We start from the raw sequence: 17853 nt of genomic DNA on the forward strand, positions 1-17853 counted from the left end.
TACGTCGACGCCGGCCGCCTCACAGGAGGCGGCGTCTTTGACGGTGGTGGGCCTGTCGCGGCGGTGGCTGTGGTTGGTCGCGGCGCTGGCGCTGACATTGACCTTCGCCCAGTCGCCCGGGCAGATCTCCCCCGACACCAAGCTCGACCTCACCGCCAACCCGCTGCGGTTCCTGGTGCGGGCAACCAACCTGTGGAACAGCGAACTGCCGTTCGGACAGGCACAGAATCAGGCCTACGGCTACCTCTTTCCGCACGGCACGTTTTTCCTGGCCGGCCACCTGCTGGGGCTGCCCGGTTGGGTGACTCAGCGGCTGTGGTGGGCGCTACTGCTCACCGTCGGCTTCTGGGGACTGCTGCGGGTGGCCGAGGCGCTGGGCATCGGAAGCCCGGCGTCGCGGGTGATCGCCGCGGCGGCGTTTGCGCTGTCGCCGCGGGTGCTGACCACGCTCGGGTCGATCTCCTCGGAAATGCTGCCGATCATGTTGGCGCCGTGGGTGCTACTGCCCACCATCCTGGCGCTGCGCGGCGATGCAGGCCGGTCCGTGCGCAGACTGGCCGGGCAGGCCGGGCTGGCGGTGGCGTTGATGGGGGCAGTCAACGCCATCGCGACGCTGGCTGGCTGCTTGCCGGCGGTGATCTGGTGGGCATGTCATCGGCCCAACCGGTTGTGGTGGCGCTACACCGCGTGGTGGCTGCTGGCGCTGATCCTGGCGATGTCGTGGTGGATGGTGGCATTGATTCTGATGGCCCGGATCAGTCCGCCGTTCTTGGATTTCATCGAATCCTCCGGTGTCACCACGCGATGGTCGTCGCTGGTGGAGGTACTGCGCGGCACCGACAGCTGGACGCCGTTCGTGGCGCCCGACGCCACCGCGGGTGCTCCGCTGGTCACCGGGTCGGTGATGATCCTGGCCACCTGCCTGGTTGCCGCGGCGGGTCTGGCCGGCCTCGCCATGCGCGGCATGCCGGTACGCGGGCGGCTGGTGACGATGCTGCTGGTTGGGGTGACCCTGATCGCCGTCGGCTACTCCGGCGGGCTCGGCTCGCCGGTGGCGCACCAAGTGCAGGCCTTCTTGGATGCCGGCGGGGCGCCGCTGCGCAACGTGCACAAGCTGGAGTCGCTGATCCGGATCCCGCTGGTGCTGGGTTTGGCCCAGCTGCTGGGTCGGGTGCCACTCCCGGGCAGCACACCGGCGCCGGCGTGGGTTCGCGCGCTAGCCCACCCCGAACGCGACAAACGCATGGCAACCGGGATCGTGGTGTTGACCGCGCTGATGGTCGCCACCTCGCTGGCCTGGACCGGTCGGATGACTCCGCCCGGCGCATTCCGCGCGATACCTCAGTATTGGCACGACGCCGCCGACTGGCTGACCGAGCACAACACGGGTACGCCGACGCCGGGGCGCGTGTTGGTGGTCCCAGGTGCCCCGTTCGCCACTCAGGTGTGGGGCACCAGCCACGACGAGCCGCTGCAGGTGCTCGGCGACAGCCCGTGGGGGGTGCGGGACTCGATTCCGCTGACCCCACCGCAAACCATCCGCGCGCTGGACTCGGTACAACGGCTGATCGCGGCCGGCCGCCCGTCGGCCGGTCTCGCCGATACCCTGGCCCGCCAAGGTATTTCCTATGTGGTGCTGCGCAACGACCTCGATCCGGACACGTCACGCTCGGCCCGGCCGATCCTGGTGCACCGGGCTATCGCGGGTTCGCCGCGGCTGCAGAAGGTGGCCCAGTTCGGCGCGCCGATCGGCCCCGGGCCGGTGTCGGGGTTCATCAGCGACAGCGGCCTGCGGCCGCGGTATCCCGCCGTGGAGATCTACCGGGTCGCGTCCGGCGAGGGCGACCCGGCTGCTCCCTACTTCGCCGACACCGACCAGTTGACCCGGGTCGACGGCGGCCCCGAGGTGCTGTTGCGCCTCGATGAACGCCGTCGCCTCCTGGGGCGGCCGGCACTGGGACCGGTGCTGATGACCGCCGACGCCCAGCGTGCAAGGCTGCCGATACCCGCTGGGCAAGGGGTCACCGTCACCGACACTCCGGCTGCCCGGGAGACCGACTACGGCCGGGTCGATGATCACTCGTCGGCGATCCGGGCCGTTGGCGACGCCCGGCACACCCACAACCGGGTGCCGGACTACCCCACGCCGGGCGCGGAAACTGTCTACGGCGGCTGGACAGCCGGTCGGCTCACCGCATCGAGCTCCTCGTCGGATGCCACCGCCTTGCCCGACGTCGCGCCGGCGACCTCTCCGGCCGCCGCAGTCGACGGCGACCCGGGGACGGCATGGGTGTCCAACGGACTGCAGTCGGCGGTCGGCCAATGGCTGCAGGTGGATTTCGACCATCCGGTGACCAACAGCGTGATCACCTTGACGCCCAGCCCGACTGCGGTCGGCGCCCAGGTCCGCCGGATCCAGATCGAAACCGTCAACGGCACGACCACGTTGCGGTTCGACGAAGCCGGTAAGCCGCTCACCGCGGCGCTGCCCTACGGCGAAACCCCGTGGGTGCGCGTCACCGCGATCGGCACCGACGACGGGTCCGGCGGTGTGCAGTTCGGCATCACCGATCTGTCCATCACCCAGTACGACGCCAACGGCTTCGCCCACCCGATCGACCTACGGCATACCGTGCGAGTGCCCGGCCCGCCGCCGGGCTCAGCGGTGGCCCGTTGGGATCTGGGGTCGGAGCTGCTGGGCCGGCCCGGCTGCGCCGAAGGTCCGCAGGACATGCGCTGCGCGGCGTCGATGGCGTTGGCCCCGGAAGTGCCAACCACCCTGAGCCGCACGTTGAGCGTGCCGCAGCAGGTGTCGGTCACTCCCGCGGTGTGGGTGCGGTCCCGGCAGGGCCCCAAACTGGCCGATCTGATCGCCGAACCGCACACCACCCGCGCCCGCGGCGACTCCGATCTCCTCGATGTCTCCGGCTCGGCATATGCGGTCACCGACGGTGATCCGGCCACCGCGTGGACGGCGCCGCAACGGGTTGTGCAGCACAAGACGCCGCCGACGCTGACATTGACGCTGCCCCGGCCAGCTGAGGTGACCGGATTGCGGCTCACCGCCGGACGGTCGGCCGTGCCCACGCATCCAACCCTGGTCGCCGTGGATCTCGGCGACGGCCCACAGATCCGGGAACTGAACGCGGACGCCGACGGCGGAGCGCAGCTCGTCGCGCTGAAACCGCGGCTGACCGACAGCGTCATCGTCAGCCTGCTCGACTGGGACGACGTCATCGACCGCACTGCGCTGGGATTTGATCAACTAAAACCACCGGGCCTGGCCGAGATTACGGTGATCGGCGCCGACGGCAATCCGGTGGCGGCCGCTGACGCCGCCCGCAACCGCTCGCGCGAGGTCACCGTCGACTGCAGCCGCGGCCCGATCGTCGCGATCGCCGGCCGCTTTGTGCACACCACGATCACCACCACAGTGGGTGCGCTGCTGGACGGCGAGCCGGTGGCCGCCCAGCCGTGCGAGCGCCAGCCGATCGCGCTACCGGCCGGTCAGCAGGAGCTGCTGATCAGTCCCGGTGAGCAGTTCAGCGTCGACGGCGTTCAGCTATCGGGTCCCCTCGCTGACCAATTAGCCAGCGCGACAACGATTCCCGCCGTCACTGGAATGTGGCGCGCGGCGCACCGCGAAGTACGGGCGCCTGAGGCGGCGGTCTCGCGGGTGCTTGTTGTGCCGGAAAGCATCAATCGCGGTTGGCGGGCGCACACCGCTGCCGGGGCGCTGCTGGATCCGGTGGCCGTCAACGGGTGGCAGCAGGGCTGGATAGTGCCGGCGGGGACGTCGGGCACTCTGACGCTGACCTTTGCGCCGAACTCGGCCTACCGCGCCGGGCTGGGTGGCGGATTGGCGTTGCTGCCGCTGCTGGTTTTGCTGGTTGCGTGGCCGGCCCGCCGCAACCCGGGCCGCCGCGATCCGCCTGCCCGTCCGTGGGCTCCCGGGCCGTCGGCGGCGGTGGCGCTGCTGGGGGCCGGCGGGCTGGTCGCGGGTCCGGCGGGGATCGCGGTGTTCGCCGCCGCGCTGGGACTGCAGTGGGCGCTGCGCGATCGACACCGGTGGCGGGATGCGGTCACCATCAACGCGAGTGCCGGCGGTTTGATTCTGGCCGGTGCCATGCTGTCCCGGCATCCGTGGCGTTCGGTCGACGGTTATGCCGGACATTCCGCGGGCGTGCAACTGTTGGCGCTGGTTTCGCTGGCAGTGCTGGCGGCCTCGGTGGTTGCGCTGCGACGCGAGCCGTTTCGCCGCTGACTGGCGGGGTAAGCGGGACAATAAGCATCCACCGTCCGAGAGGCAGCGGGGATGGGATGGTTCAGCGCACCTGAATACTGGTTGGGCCGGCTGGTGCTGGAGCGCGGGATTGCCATTGTCTACCTGCTGGCGTTCGTCGCCGCCGCGCAACAGTCCCGGGCGCTGATCGGGGAAGACGGGATGCTGCCGGTGCCCCGGTATCTGGCTGCCGTGTCGTTCCGGCGGGTGCCAAGCATTTTCCACATCCACTATTCCGATCGGTTCTTCGCCGCGGTTGCCTGGTTCGGCGCCGCGCTGTCGGCTGCAATCGCCGCCGGACTAGCCGGCCTGGTGCCGCTGTGGGCGGCCATGCTGATGTGGCTGCTGCTGTGGGTTCTCTACCTGTCGATCGTCAACGTCGGGCAGACCTGGTACTCGTTCGGCTGGGAGTCGTTGCTGCTCGAAACCGGCTTTCTGGCGATCTTTCTCGGCAACGACGATATTGCGCCGCCAGTGCTGACGATGTGGCTGGCGCGCCTGCTGCTGTTCCGGCTCGAGTTCGGGGCCGGGCTGATCAAACTGCGCGGCGACCGGTGCTGGCGCGACCTGACCTGCCTGTACTACCACCACGAGACGCAGCCGATGCCCGGCCCGCTCAGCTGGTTCTTTCACCACCTGCCCAAGCCGTTGCACCGAGTTGAGGTGGCCGGCAACCATTTCGCGCAACTCGTCGTGCCGTTCGGATTGTTCGCGCCGCAGCCGATAGCCAGTGTGGCAGCAGCGATTATCGTCATCACCCAGCTGTGGCTGGTGGCCTCCGGAAACTTCGCCTGGCTCAACTGGTTGACGATCCTGTTGGGCTGCAGCGCGATCGACACGTCATCGGCGGCTGCGGTGCTGCCGGTTCCGCAGCCGCCCGCCTTGGCCGAACCACCGATCTGGTTCGCGGCGCTGGTGATCATATTCGCGGGAGCCACATTGCTTTTGAGCTACTGGCCGATACGCAACATGATCTCGCGACGTCAGCGGATGAACATGTCGTTCAACCCCTTTCATTTGATCAATACCTACGGCGCGTTCGGCAGCGTCGGACGAACCCGCCGGGAGGTGGTGATCGAGGGCACTAGCGACTCCACGATCACCGATGAAACGGTATGGGAAGAGTACGAATTCAAAGGCAAGCCGGGCGCAGTTCGCAGCCTGCCACGGCAATGGGCGCCCTACCATTTGCGGTTGGATTGGTTGATGTGGTTCGCTGCCATATCCCCGAACTACGCATATCCGTGGCTGCGAGAATTTCTGCTGCGGCTGCTGCAAAACGATCGACCGACGCTGCGGCTGCTGCGGCGCAATCCCTTCCCCGAGCGCCCACCCCAGTATGTGCGCGTCCAGCTCTACCGATACCGCTTCACCACATGGCAGGAACTGCGCCACGAGCGGGCCTGGTGGCATCGCACGCTGGAAGGACAGTACGTCCCGCCGATCGCGTTGGAGGAGATGACATTCCCTTCGCGCAAAGCCACCCGGAGCGAGGAGTAGCGACTAGCGTTCAGCGGCGCGGAGGGTCCAGCTGGCACAGGACCAGCGCGGTGACGAGGCCGTAACCGAGGTGCGGAACGACATCGGCAATCCAGCCGGCGGCACCCCAGGTAAGCGGGTTGGTCACTCCGAGGGCGATCATCGGTCCGTTGGTGCCGATCAGAGCACCGGCGGTGGCGACGACTGTGGTGAGTACTTTGCCGGGACGCCAGCCGAGCGAGCGCAGTAGTCCGAGCAGCGCGCCGATGCCGATACCAGCAGCGATACCCATCAGAGCGCCGACGCCGGCGATACGGTTCGGTTGGGTGTCGAGGCCGCCGGGCATCGTCCAGTGCAGCAGCCGCACCAATGCTTTTACGGTTTCTTCGGGCGTCGTGCTTGCGGGCCGACCCCGCAACGCCATATCGAGGTAACCGAGAATATTCAGCGCAGTGGTGCCCGCCGCGCCGGCCGCGGCGCCGACCCAGAGCCCCCACCCGATCCGCAGCGCACGGGCTCTGCTCTGCATTTGGCAATGCTCCTTGGTGCTCGCGCGAGGTTTACATCGCGGCCCGTCGACGCCGGCAGCGGACCGCGACACCCAACACCCAACCATGCGCGGCAGGACTCCGAATAGTTAGTGGCCTGCGACGTCGCGGGGCGGGCTGGGAGGGAGTCGGCAATTCACCAGACACACTGGCGCAACCTGACCCGGGCCCACGAATGAGCGGGACTAGTGGGCTAGGAGTTTCCCGGCCGAGCCTGCTGGTAGGGCTCACCGCGGTGAGTATCGGCCTGATTTCCGGCTATGACGTCTCCAGCGTGGGCGGAGCGTTGCTGTTCATCACCGATGAGTTCCATTTGACCGCAGGCCACCAGGAATTGGTGACGACAGCGCTGGCGGTTGGTGACATGGCCGGAGCAATCGGTGCCGGCGCCCTCGCCAACGCGATTGGACGGCGAAAGTCGCTGATGCTAGTGGTCGCGACCTACGCCGGCTTTGCGGTGCTCGGTGCGGTATCGGGTTCGTTTTCGGTCCTCATCGCGGCGCGACTGTTGGCAGGCTTGTCCATCGGAGCGTCGTATGTGGTGGTTCCGGTGTTTGTGGCCGAGTCAACGCCGGCCGGCGTGCGGGGTTCCTTGCTGGTCGCATATCAGGCTGCCAACGTAACCGGCATGGTCGTCGGCTATCTCGCCGCCTATCTGCTGGCTGGTACGCAAAGCTGGCGGTGGGCGCTCGGGTTGGCTGCCGTTCCAGCCGTGTCGGTGTTGGTGCTGTTGCGGCACGTGAACGACACCCCTCGGTGGTACCTGGTCAAGGGCCGCATTGCCGAGGCGCGGCGCGCCCTGCAGCAGGCGGAGCCTTATGCAGACGTCGCCGCTGGTCTCGCCAGAATCGGCCGGGCACTCGGCGACGAGAAGGCAGAGCGGCGCGCTCATTGAGATGTCGCGAGCACCGTACTTACGGGCGACCGTCTTCGTCATCACTCTCGGGTTCCTGGTTCAGATCACTGGCATCAACGCGATCGTCTCGTACAGCCCGCGTCTCTTCGAGGCGATGGGCATGCGCGGCAATTTCGCCCTGCTGGGTTTGCCCGCGCTCGTCCAAATCTTCGCCTTGGCTGCGGTATTCGTTTCGATGGTGCTCGTCGACCGGGTTGGCCGACGGCCGCTTCTGTTATCTGGAATCGGCATGATGATCGCTGCCAACCTCCTGCTGATCGGCTTTTTCGCACTGGGCGACGGCTCTAGCGGCGCTCTTGCGGTAGTTGGGTTTTTCGGCGTGCTGCTTTTCACGCTGGGCTTCAATGTCGGCTTTGGCCCGTTGGCATGTGTGTATGCCGGTGAGAGTTTGCCGGCGCGGCTGCGGTCGATTGGGTCGGCGGCGATGCACACCGCGAATCTTGGGGCCAATGCGATAGTCGTCGCCGTCTTCCTCACACTGTTGACTTCGCTCGGCGGCGCAGCCACGTTCGCTATCTTTGGCGTCCTGGCGCAATTGAGCTTCGTCTTCGTTTACCGGTTTGCTCCCGAGACCAAAGGCAGGCAACTGGAGGACATCCGGCATTTCTGGGCCAACCGAGGCCAAAGCTTGCCTGCCCTCGGTGCGGTCGACGCGGCGTGACCGCTCGATTACGGTGCGGCTTCCAGCTTTTCGACCTGAGCGTTGAACAGCTTCACCACATTGCTCGCCGCATCGGGGTCGATCGAGGCGCCGCCCGTCGACCGGGGATTGAGCGCGTTGTAGGCAGCGACGACGAATACGCCACGGTAATAGCCTGAAACGGTGGCGGCCGCCATCGTCATGGTGCCGGGGATGCCGGCAGTAGCCGCGGTGGAGCTTTTCATCACCGCGCCAACCGCCCAGCGCGGCACGCCCGACGCGTCAAGAGGGTCGACCTGGGTCTCCAGAGTGATGGTGTGCCCCGGTGCCTCGAACGACGCCGTAAACGTCCGGCATTTCTGCAGAAAATCCTTCAAACTCAGTTTGTCCGCAGTGATGGCCAGGTGCACTTCGACCATGCGCATACCGCTGGGTCCTGCACCGGCGAGCGTCGCGGCCGCGGCTTGGGTGGCTGATTGCGGGTTGCCGTACAAGTTCGCACATTCCCGGGGGTTGATCGTCAGATCCGACGGACCGGACCGCTTCGGCCCGGTGTCGCTGAGTCCGCTGCGCCAGGTAGCGGGACCTCCGGGATCGGGAAACGCCGATTTCCCGAGCAGAAGATCTTGGGTCAGTTGGGTGATATCGGACTTCTTGGACGGTTTCTCACCGCCGGCGGAGGTTGCTCCGCCGCCCGGGCCAAAAACGACTACCGCAACAACCCCGATGGCCACCACAGCGACCGCGGCCACCGACGCCCAGAGCACAATGCGCGCTTTGGGCCTGGCTGCCGGCGGGGGCGGCCATTGCGGCGGGTACATGGGCGGGAATTGGGCTGGATAGTCAACAGCGAACTGCGGCGGATACTGCGGCGCCGCATCGTCGACCCACAATGGCCAGCCGGGCGGCGGTGGCGGCAACGACGGATCCGGGACCCAGTTGCTGTCCGGCGCCCAGCCCGGCGGAACCGGCGGCCAGTTGGGTGGCGGGTTGAAGCGCATCTGGTGTGTCCCCTGCTAAGTCACGCCGTTACAGCGTGGTATCCAATTGGCCGAGCCGGTCGGTCAATCGCAAATTCTCCGAGTAATCGACTGGGCAGGAGATCAGCGACACGCCGTCGTCGTCGAGGGCGGTTTTCAGCGTCGGCAACAACTCGTCGGCACTGCTGATGCGATAACCCTTTGCGCCGAAGCTTTCCGCGTAACTCACCACATCGGGATTGCCGAACTTGACGTAGTAGTGGTCGCCGAGTTCGAGGTCCATCTTCCACTCGATGAGCCCGTAGCCGCCGTCGTCCCAGATCAGCACCACCAGCGGTATCCGCTCCCGCACGGCGGTCTCGATCTCCTGAGAGTTCATCAAAAAGGCGCCGTCCCCGACGACAGCCAGCACCTTGGACTCCGGCCGCGCCAGCTTGACTCCGAGAGCGCCAGGCAAGGCAAAGGACATGGTCGACAACCCATTCGAGATCAGACAGGTATTCCGTTGGTAAGTCGGGTACAGGCGGGCCATCCACATCTTGGTGGCGCCGGTGTCCACCAGCACGATGTCGCTGCGGCCCAGCGCCGCACGGGTATCGGCGACCACCCGCTGCGGCGACAGCGGAAACCGCGAATCCTGTTGTCCGCGAGCGAATTCCTCCGTCAGGAGGTGGCACCCCGGCGCGGTGCCGTCGGTGGCGAAGCGCTGCCCCGCCAGTGCGTCGGTCAGCGCGTTCACCGACGCGCTGATGTCCCCGATGATCCCGACGTCAACCGAATAGTGCACGTCGACCTCGGCGGGGAAGCGATGCACATGGATGATTTTCTTGTCGGCGCTGGGGTTGATCTGGACGGGATCGAACTCCTGCAGCTCGTAGCCGACCGCGATGACGACGTCGGCGTTGTCGAAGCCGAAGTTGACGTAGTCATGGGCCATGAAACCCATGGTCCCGATGGCGTTGGGATGGTCATCGGGCATCACACCCTTGCCGTGGAAAGTGTTGGCAACCGGGATGGCCAGCTCGTCGGAGAACCGGACCAGCGCCGCGGTGGCGTCATTGCGCGCAGCTCCGTGGCCGGCCAGCACCACTGGCCGCCGCGCGGTGCGCAGGATCTCGACCGCGCGCTCGATTTGACCGGCGGCCGGCGCATCGGCGCGCACCACGTTGCGGGGCAGCGGCGTCAAGTCGTAGTCGGTCTCGTCGACGTCGATGTGTTCGGGCACCGCCAGGTAAACGGCGGCCGGGCGCTCGGTCTGGGCGACCTTGAACGCCTTGCGGAACATCTCCGGTATTGCGCGCGCGGTGGGAACGCTGTCGGCCCAGCGGGTGATCGGGGTGAACATCGAGACCAGGTCGACGTACTGGTGGGACTCTTTGTACTGGCGGTCTTGGCCGACCTGGGCTGAAATCGCGACCATAGGCGTGCTGTTGGTGGTGGCGTCGGCCACCCCGAGTTGCATGTTGATCGCACCGGGCCCCAGTGTGGCCGACACCACGGCCGCGCGGCCGGTGACCCGACCGTACATCTCGGCCATGAATGCCGCCGCCTGCTCGTGGCGGGTGAGCACATAGCGGATGTCGGATCCGGCGAGAGCTCGGACGAACCGGATGTTCTCCTCGCCGGGCAGCCCGAAGACCACCGACACACCCTCGTTTTCCAGGCACTTCACCATCAACTCAGCGGCTGTACTCACAGCCGCCACTGTAGTGGCAGGCTGGATGGTGAACATTCCGCCAGACCAGCCAGCAGAGGAAGTCAGCGTGTCCATCGCCACGATCAACCCGGCCACCGGAGAGACAGTCAAAACCTTCACGCCCGCCACCGCCGAGGAGATCGACGCCGCGATCGCCCGTGCCCATGACCGCTTTGTCGACTACCGCCGCACCAGCTACGCACAGCGCGTCGAGTGGACGAATGCGACTGCCGATTTACTGGAGGCTGAGGCCGACGAGGTCGCGGCGATGATGACCCTGGAGATGGGCAAGACGCTGTCGTCGGCGAAGGCTGAAGTGCTCAAGTGCGCCAAGGGCTTTCGGTTCTACGCTGAGCATGCCGAGCGGCTTTTGGCCGACGAGCCGGCCGATGCGGCGGCGGTGAAAGCGGCCAAGGCTTACACCCGGTATCAGCCGCTCGGGGTGGTGCTGGCCGTGATGCCGTGGAACTTTCCGCTGTGGCAGGCCGTGCGGTTCGCTGCGCCGGCGTTGATGGCCGGCAACGTCGGCATCCTCAAGCACGCGTCCAACGTGCCGCAAACCGCGCTCTACCTCTCCGACGTGATCGCGCGCGGCGGGTTCCCGGACGGCTGTTTCCAGACGCTGCTGGTCCCGTCGAGCGCGGTGGAAGACATTCTGCGCGACCCGCGGGTTGCGGCGGCCACCCTGACCGGCAGCGAACCGGCCGGCCAGTCGGTTGCCGCCATCGCCGGCGACGAGATCAAGCCCACGGTGCTGGAACTCGGCGGCAGCGACCCGTTCATCGTGATGCCGTCGGCCGATCTCGACGCGGCGGTCAGCACCGCGGTCACCGCGCGGGTGCAGAACAACGGCCAATCCTGCATCGCTGCGAAACGCTTCATTGCGCACGCCGACATCTACGACGAGTTCGTGGACAAGTTCGTCGAAAAGATGGCCGCGCTGCGAGTGGGTGACCCGACCGACCCGGACACCGACGTCGGCCCGCTGGCCACCGAGTCCGGCCGCGCTGACGTCGAAAAGCTGGTCGACGAGGCGGCCGCCGCCGGTGCAGTGATCCGGTGCGGCGGGAAGCGGGTCGACGGGCCCGGTTGGTTCTACCCGCCGACGGTGATCACCGACATCAGCCGCGATATGCCGCTCTTCTCCGAGGAGGTGTTCGGGCCGGTGGCGTCGGTGTATCGCGCCGCGGATATCGATGAGGCGATCGAGATTGCCAACGCCACTACCTTCGGGCTGGGGTCCAACGCGTGGACCAGCGACGAGGCCGAGCAACAGCGTTTCATCGACGACATCGAAGCCGGCCAGGTCTTCATCAACGGGATGACGGTGTCCTATCCCGAGCTGCCGTTCGGTGGTGTCAAGCGGTCTGGCTACGGGCGCGAACTCGCGGGCATGGGCATCCGCGAATTCTGCAACGCCAAAACCGTGTGGGTCGGATAGTTAGCTCCTACACGCGCCGAGATCGACGTTAGAGCGCAAATCGGCGAGTTTTTCCGCGCTGGCGTCAATCTCGGCGACGGTGCTCGCGTCGCTAGACCGCCGCGAGCGCCTTCCTGTCCTCGTCGGCGAAGCTGTCCTCCAGGTCCACCGGCGAGTAGTCCAGGTCGATTTCTTCGACGGGCCGGCCGCGGGCGCTGCTGATGGTGCCGAACCGTCGCATCCCCTTGTCGCTGGCGTAGGCCACGAACTCGGCGGGATTCAGCCCGAAGGGCACGTCGTCGCCGTAGATCGCAAAACCCTCTTCGGTGAGCCGTAGGGCCAGCGGCATGAGCTCGTTCATCCGTGTTTCGAACACCGTCCAGTTGGCGTCGTCGGCGGCGACGTGGCGCCGGCAGGTGAAGGTGCCCCATGCCATGTGGCGTCGCTCGTCGTCGCCGATGTGCCGGACCAGCGCCTGCATGCCGGGCAAGATGCCACGCTCCACGCAGATCTTGTGCCAAGCGTGATAGCCGGTCAGCGCCAACATGCCCTCGACGATGTGGTTGTACGTCACCGAGGCCCGCACCTGGGCCGCCGGTGAGGCATCGCTCGATAACGTGGCCAGCGACGCGGGCAGTTCGTCGTTGAACATCTGCCCATACGCCGGAAGTTCGTCGAGGAAACTGTGCAGGTCGTCTTCGATGCCGACGGCGTCGAGCCACATGCGGAACACCTGGGTGTGTTTGGCTTCTTCGAACGCGAACTGGGTCAGGTACATCTCGTCGCCCAACCGGCCTTCGCTGCGCATTGCGGCCATGAACGGCTGGATGTCTTGAGTGACCGCTTCCTCGCCCGCAATGAATTGGGCGCACAGCCGGGTGGCTTGATCGCGTTCTCGGTCGGTCAACGCTTCCCAGTCCGCACGGTCGCGGGAGAAGTCGATATCGGCGGGGTTCCAGAACTTCGCGTTGCCGCCGGCGAAAAGCTTGAGCGGCAGACTGCTCCAGTTGAGCCCGCCCGCACCGAGCGAGCCGTAGCGGGTCCGTGTCATGAGTTGACCTCCTTCAGGTCATTCCGGTGGGCTTGCGGCAGCCCGGAGAATGCGGCCGCCAACACGGCAACGAGCCGGCGCACAGCCAGGGCGGGCTGTTCGGGCGTGGGTTCGTCGAGCCCGAGGATCGGATCCATCCCGCGCACATAGGGGGCCAGCGCCAGGTGCGGAAAGATCAGCAGCAGCAGCGACAACAACGCCTCGGTATCGGAATCGGGACGCAGATCGCCACGGGCCTGCGCATCGCGCACTAGCGGCCTCAGCACCTCCAAGTAGTGGCGGTGGATCACGGATCGCACGCTGATGCGGGCGTCGGTGTCAACCTCCAAGCTCGCCGCAGCATGCAGCGAACGCTCCCGGGGATGATCGGCGAAATACCTGACCCAGTCGTCGAGCAGATCAGTGAGAAAGTCGAAGAACGGTCTGCTGGCGTTCAATTCACGGATGCGGTCCTCCATGTAGGCACGCACTCGCTGGCTGCCGACGTCGGCGATGAACGCATAGAGGTCGCGCTTGTCGGCGAAGTACTGGAACAGGCTGCCTTTGGCGACCCCGGCGCGCCGGGCGATGACGTTGAGGCTGCCGCGGGAGAACCCGTGCGCGCCGAACTCGGCCTCGGCGGCTTCTATCACCGCGGCCCGGCGAGCCGGGTCGACGCGGGCCCACGTCACCGTTGGCATTGGCCCTCCTCACGTCGATGACCACTGGTCACTTTACTGTGAGGCGCGTCACTCCTCAAGGGGAAGAGTGACTACTGACCAGTGGGCCGCGTGCCAGGCCGTCTATTGATTCGGCTGCAGGCCACCGGGCGAATACGGTCCGACGATCATCGACGGGCATGGTTGATAGATGCTGCCCCACTGGCCGGTGTCCGGGCAGTAATGCACGTCTCCCGCACCGCACTGCTCCGCAACCCGCGCCCAATTGCATTGGCCGGGGGCCGCGTCAACCGGCGGAGCTGCCACCGATACGGCGGCGATCGCCGCGGCTAACCCCGTCACGATTCGTACAGCTTTCACTTGAATTCCTTCAGCTTGGTCCGTGCATATTCGCACGGGCCACCGACAGGTCGACCCGACCGCGCGATTCGCCCGACGGCAACGCGCCACCGCCCTAGCATCGATGGCGTGTCGCAACTGAATACCGCACGAGGATCGATCGATACCGCCGACCTTGGTGTCACGCTCATGCACGAGCACGTGTTCATCATGACCACCGAGATAGCGCTGAACTATCCCGAAGCCTGGGGTGACGAAGAACAGCGGGTGGCCGACGCCATCAGCCGGCTCAACGAGCTGAAAGCCCGCGGCGTGGACGCCATCGTGGACCTGACCGTGATTGGGCTGGGCCGCTATATTCCGCGGATCGCGCGGGTGGCCGCCGCCACCGAGCTGAACATCGTTGTCGCAACCGGGCTTTACACCTACAACGATGTGCCGTTTCGTTTTCACTACGAGGGCCCGGGCGGCATGCTCGACGGCCCCGAGATCATGACCGAGATGTTCGTCCGCGACATCGAACAGGGCATCGCCGACACCGGTATCAAAGCCGGCATTCTCAAATGCGCCACCGACGAACCCGGCATCACCCCGGGTGTGGAGCGGGTGCTGCGCGCGGTTGCCCAGGCGCACAAACGCACCGGGGTGCCGATCTCCACGCACACCCATGCCGGGCTGCGCCGCGGGCTCGAGCAGCAACGCATCTTCGAAGAGGAAGGCGTCGATCTGAGCCGGGTGGTCATCGGGCACTCGGGCGACAGCACCGACGTCGGCTACCTCGAGGAGCTCATCTCCGCGGGCTCATACCTGGGCATGGACCGCTTCGGCATCGACGTGATCCTGCCCTTCGAGGAGCGCGTCAAGATCGTGGCGACGATGTGCGAGCGCGGGCACGCCGACAAGATGGTGCTATCGCACGACGCCAACTGCTACTTCGACGCGCTGCCCGAAGCCCTCATGCCACAGATGGCGCCGAATTGGCACTACCTGCATATCCACAACGACGTGATCCCTGCGCTCAAGCAGCGCGGCGTCACCGACGAACAGTTGCACACCATGCTCGTCGACAATCCGCGCCGCATCTTCGAACGGCAGGGCGGCTATGAGTGAGGCTGGGATGACCCCAGAGTTGGTCCCGCCGATCGGCACCCAGATCTCACAGCTGGCCCAGTTGGCCCCTGACGCGCCGGCCGTTACCTGCGACGGGCGCACGATTACCCGCGCCGAACTCGACACATCGACCAACCGGCTGGCCCGCGCGTATGCCGAGCGCGGCGTCGGCCTCGGCGACTACGTGACGATCGTGCTACCCAACTCGATCGAATGGATCCAGGCCACGGTGGCGTGCTGGAAGCTGGGCGCCGTGCCGCAACCGCTGTCCGCCCGGTTGCCGGCCGCGGAGTTGCAGGGCCTGCTGGACTTGCGACCGCCCGCCTTGCTGGTGGGTCGCGACCATCCCGATTTGCCTAGTGTGCCAGCAGATTTCATTCCGGACCCGGCATTGTCTGACGCCGCATTGCCCGAGGCGGTCTCGCCGGTGTGGAAAGCAATGGGTTCGGGCGGCAGCACCGGTCGACCCAAGCTCATCGAAGCCGGCGGCGACAGCCGGATACCGGCCATCATCGGCTATCCACTCGGTGCGCAAGAAGGCGATACCACGCTGGTGGCCATACCGCTGAGCCACAACACCGGCTTCACCACCGCGACAATCGCTTTGCTGATGCGCCATCACCTGGTGCTGATGAGCCGATTCGAGCCGCATGAATATCTGCGGTTGCTGACCGATCACCGGGTGAGCTTCCTGACCACCGTGCCCACCATCATGCAGCGGCTGCTGCCGATCTACCGCGCCGACCCGGACGCCTACGACCTGACCTCGATCCGGCGGTTCTGGCATTTAGGCGCGCCGTGCCCGCCGGCGATCAAACAGGCCTGGATCGACATCCTCGGCCCCGAGGTGATCTGGGAACTGTACGGCGGCACCGAACTTCAAGCGCTGACTTTCATCTCCGGCGATCAGTGGCTGACCCATCCGGGATCCGTCGGCGTCGTCGTGGCCGGCGAGATGAAGGTGCTCGACGACACCGGCCAGCCGTGCCCGCCCGGCGTGGAAGGCGAGATCTACATGCGTCCCAGCCCGGGCACCCCGCCGACCTACCGCTACGTCGGCGTCACCGCGAAATCGCGCGACGGCTGGGACTCGCTGGGCGATCTGGGTTACTTCGATGAGGACGGGTTCCTCTATCTGTCCGACCGTCGCGTCGACATGTTCACCGTCGGCGGGCGCAACGTCTATCCGGCCGAAATCGAGGGGGCGCTGTCGGCACATCCAGATGTGTTGTCCTGCTTGGTGGTCGGCATACCTCATGAAGATCTGGGTCAGGTGCCGCACGCCCTGGTGCAGACGACCGCCGGCTCGGCGCTCGACGAGGACGGCGTGCGCGCGTTTCTGGCCGAACGCATCGCGTCCTACAAAGTGCCGCGCAGCGTGGAACTGGTCGACACCCCACTGCGCGACGACGCGGGCAAGGCTCGTCGCACGGCGGTGCGCGACGCCGTCATGGCGCGCCTCCTCATCGCTTCGCTCTGCATCGTCGGCTGCGCGGTCATGGCGCGATTGCGTCCTCTTGGCGCGAGCTGACCGCATCGCGTCGCCGGATTTCCCACTGCCGCAAGGCTTCCCGGCATGGTGATTCGACCAGCGCGTAGCTCACCGCCGCGATCGCGATCGCAAAGATCAGCGTCAGCGCCAGCACCAGCGGCATGTGGCCCCGGAACGAGAACTCGCCGATCACCGGGAACACCATGGTCAGCGCGGCCAAATGCCAGATAAATATCCCGTAGGACCAGCGTCCCAACGTCACCATGGGCGCGGTTGCCAGGATCCGGTGGCTGGCATCGGGCCGATCGAGCACCAACGGCGCGACCAGCGCGGCCGCCAGCAGCGCGCCCATCGCGGTCTTCACCGCGAATTGGCCGGCGGTGCTCGGTGTCAGCCCCGCGGGGCCGGCCAGCGGAGAGGCGGCCACCAGATAAGCCGTCACCGCGACGAGGGCCATCAGGACCCGACGCCGCGCCAACCGATGCGGCAGTGCGGTCGGGCTGTAGACCCACTCGGCCAGCAGCATGCCGGCGGCGAACCAGGAGAAGAAGGCCGGCGGCCAGTTCAACGGGTTGAGCCCGGCGGGGGCGTGGAACGGAATCCATCCCCAGAACCAGCTGGCGATCCCCAGACCCGCGATCACCGGCACCCGCGCCCGGACCGGTATCCGGCCGGCCAGCAGCGCAAGGATCGGCAATGCCAGGTAGAAGGTGACTTCCACGGACAGACTCCACATTTGGGTCAGCCCGGCGGTCAGCGTCAGCGGCACGTAAACCTGAGTGAGTGAGAGATTGGCCAGCCACACGGTAAGGCTGGGATGGTCGGCGTCGGGCAGCAAGGTCAGGATGACGACGACCGCCACCACATAGGCGGGCATGATGCGGACCACGCGTGATCGCAGATAGTGACCGGTCGACGGGCTGGATCCCAGGCCGCGGGCCGCCGCGGCGTGCCCGCGCCACAGCAAGAATCCGGACAACGCAAAGAACACCGCCACCGCCAGGTCGAAGCGTCCGAACAGCCGGCCGTCGACACCGCTGGAGTGCCCGGTCTGGAACGCGACATGGGTGACAAGGACACCGATGGCCGCGCATGCCCGCATGCCCTCGACGGCGGGCAGGAACCGGCGCGTGCCGCCCACCGCGTCGCTCTGGTCCATCAGGACAGTCTGCCGTGAGGCATTGCGCAGCGAAGTGGGTACATCCAGAAGGGCGCCGCCAGAGCGCATAAACCTGAGCCTT

At 66.6% G+C, this 17853-nt stretch carries 12 protein-coding genes and 1 pseudogene; 6 read left to right on the top strand and 7 right to left on the bottom strand.

The features are described from left to right. Window positions 1–43: 43 nt before the first annotated feature. Window positions 44–4264 (top strand): alpha-(1->3)-arabinofuranosyltransferase, encoded by a 4221-nt coding sequence (locus AC5Y49_RS13780; protein ID WP_499888022.1) that lies wholly within the window; start codon window positions 44–46, stop codon window positions 4262–4264. Between the two features lie 51 nt (window positions 4265–4315). Further along, on the top strand, window positions 4316–5782 hold the full coding sequence (locus AC5Y49_RS13785) for a lipase maturation factor family protein (RefSeq protein WP_499887807.1): 1467 nt from the start codon (window positions 4316–4318) through the stop codon (window positions 5780–5782). A 10-nt stretch (window positions 5783–5792) separates the two neighbouring features. Here AC5Y49_RS13785 and AC5Y49_RS13790 read toward each other — a convergent pair whose 3' ends face one another. Then, window positions 5793–6290 (bottom strand): hypothetical protein, encoded by a 498-nt coding sequence (locus tag AC5Y49_RS13790; protein WP_499887809.1) that lies wholly within the window; start codon window positions 6288–6290, stop codon window positions 5793–5795. 194 nt (window positions 6291–6484) lie between these two features. On the opposite strand from AC5Y49_RS13790, the pseudogene AC5Y49_RS13795 reads away from it, so the two are divergent. Further along, window positions 6485–7886: pseudogene (locus tag AC5Y49_RS13795) on the top strand (sugar porter family MFS transporter). Between the two features lie 8 nt (window positions 7887–7894). On the opposite strand, the gene AC5Y49_RS13800 reads toward AC5Y49_RS13795, so the two are convergent. Further along, a complete protein-coding gene (locus AC5Y49_RS13800; protein ID WP_499887811.1) occupies window positions 7895–8866 on the bottom strand; it encodes a hypothetical protein in 972 nt (323 codons plus the stop codon). Window positions 8867–8894: 28 nt separating this feature from the next. Continuing rightward, on the bottom strand, window positions 8895–10541 hold the full coding sequence (locus AC5Y49_RS13805; protein WP_499887812.1) for an acetolactate synthase large subunit: 1647 nt from the start codon (window positions 10539–10541) through the stop codon (window positions 8895–8897). A gap of 67 nt (window positions 10542–10608) precedes the next feature. Between AC5Y49_RS13805 and AC5Y49_RS13810 the strand changes: the two genes are divergently transcribed. Continuing rightward, entirely contained in the window at window positions 10609–11982 is a 1374-nt protein-coding gene (locus AC5Y49_RS13810) for an NADP-dependent succinic semialdehyde dehydrogenase (protein WP_499887814.1), read from the top strand. 91 nt (window positions 11983–12073) lie between these two features. On the opposite strand, the gene AC5Y49_RS13815 is transcribed toward AC5Y49_RS13810, so the two are convergent. The 3 genes from AC5Y49_RS13815 to AC5Y49_RS13825 all read right to left on the bottom strand — a co-directional run bounded on the left by AC5Y49_RS13815 (window position 12074) and on the right by AC5Y49_RS13825 (window position 14031). After that, the gene (locus AC5Y49_RS13815) at window positions 12074–13012 is read right to left on the bottom strand and encodes a R2-like ligand-binding oxidase (protein WP_499887816.1); all 939 of its coding nucleotides are present in this window, start codon (window positions 13010–13012) and stop codon (window positions 12074–12076) included. After that, complete coding sequence (locus AC5Y49_RS13820) at window positions 13009–13692, bottom strand: TetR family transcriptional regulator (protein ID WP_499887818.1); 684 nt, start codon at window positions 13690–13692, stop codon at window positions 13009–13011. Before AC5Y49_RS13820 ends, AC5Y49_RS13815 begins: the two co-directional genes overlap by 4 nt. A gap of 102 nt (window positions 13693–13794) precedes the next feature. Beyond that, window positions 13795–14031 (bottom strand): hypothetical protein, encoded by a 237-nt coding sequence (locus AC5Y49_RS13825; protein WP_499887820.1) that lies wholly within the window; start codon window positions 14029–14031, stop codon window positions 13795–13797. A gap of 108 nt (window positions 14032–14139) precedes the next feature. Between AC5Y49_RS13825 and AC5Y49_RS13830 the strand changes: the two genes are divergently transcribed. Further along, on the top strand, window positions 14140–15120 hold the full coding sequence (locus AC5Y49_RS13830; protein ID WP_499887822.1) for a phosphotriesterase family protein: 981 nt from the start codon (window positions 14140–14142) through the stop codon (window positions 15118–15120). Window positions 15121–15127: 7 nt separating this feature from the next. After that, a complete protein-coding gene (locus AC5Y49_RS13835) occupies window positions 15128–16651 on the top strand; it encodes an AMP-binding protein (RefSeq protein ID WP_499887824.1) in 1524 nt (507 codons plus the stop codon). Here the strand turns inward: AC5Y49_RS13835 and AC5Y49_RS13840 are convergent. After that, a complete protein-coding gene (locus AC5Y49_RS13840) occupies window positions 16617–17771 on the bottom strand; it encodes an acyltransferase family protein (protein WP_499887826.1) in 1155 nt (384 codons plus the stop codon). The genes AC5Y49_RS13835 and AC5Y49_RS13840 overlap by 35 nt on opposite strands. Window positions 17772–17853 lie beyond the last annotated feature (82 nt).

It is taken from the genome of Mycobacterium sp. NGS62 (assembly GCF_059812285.1).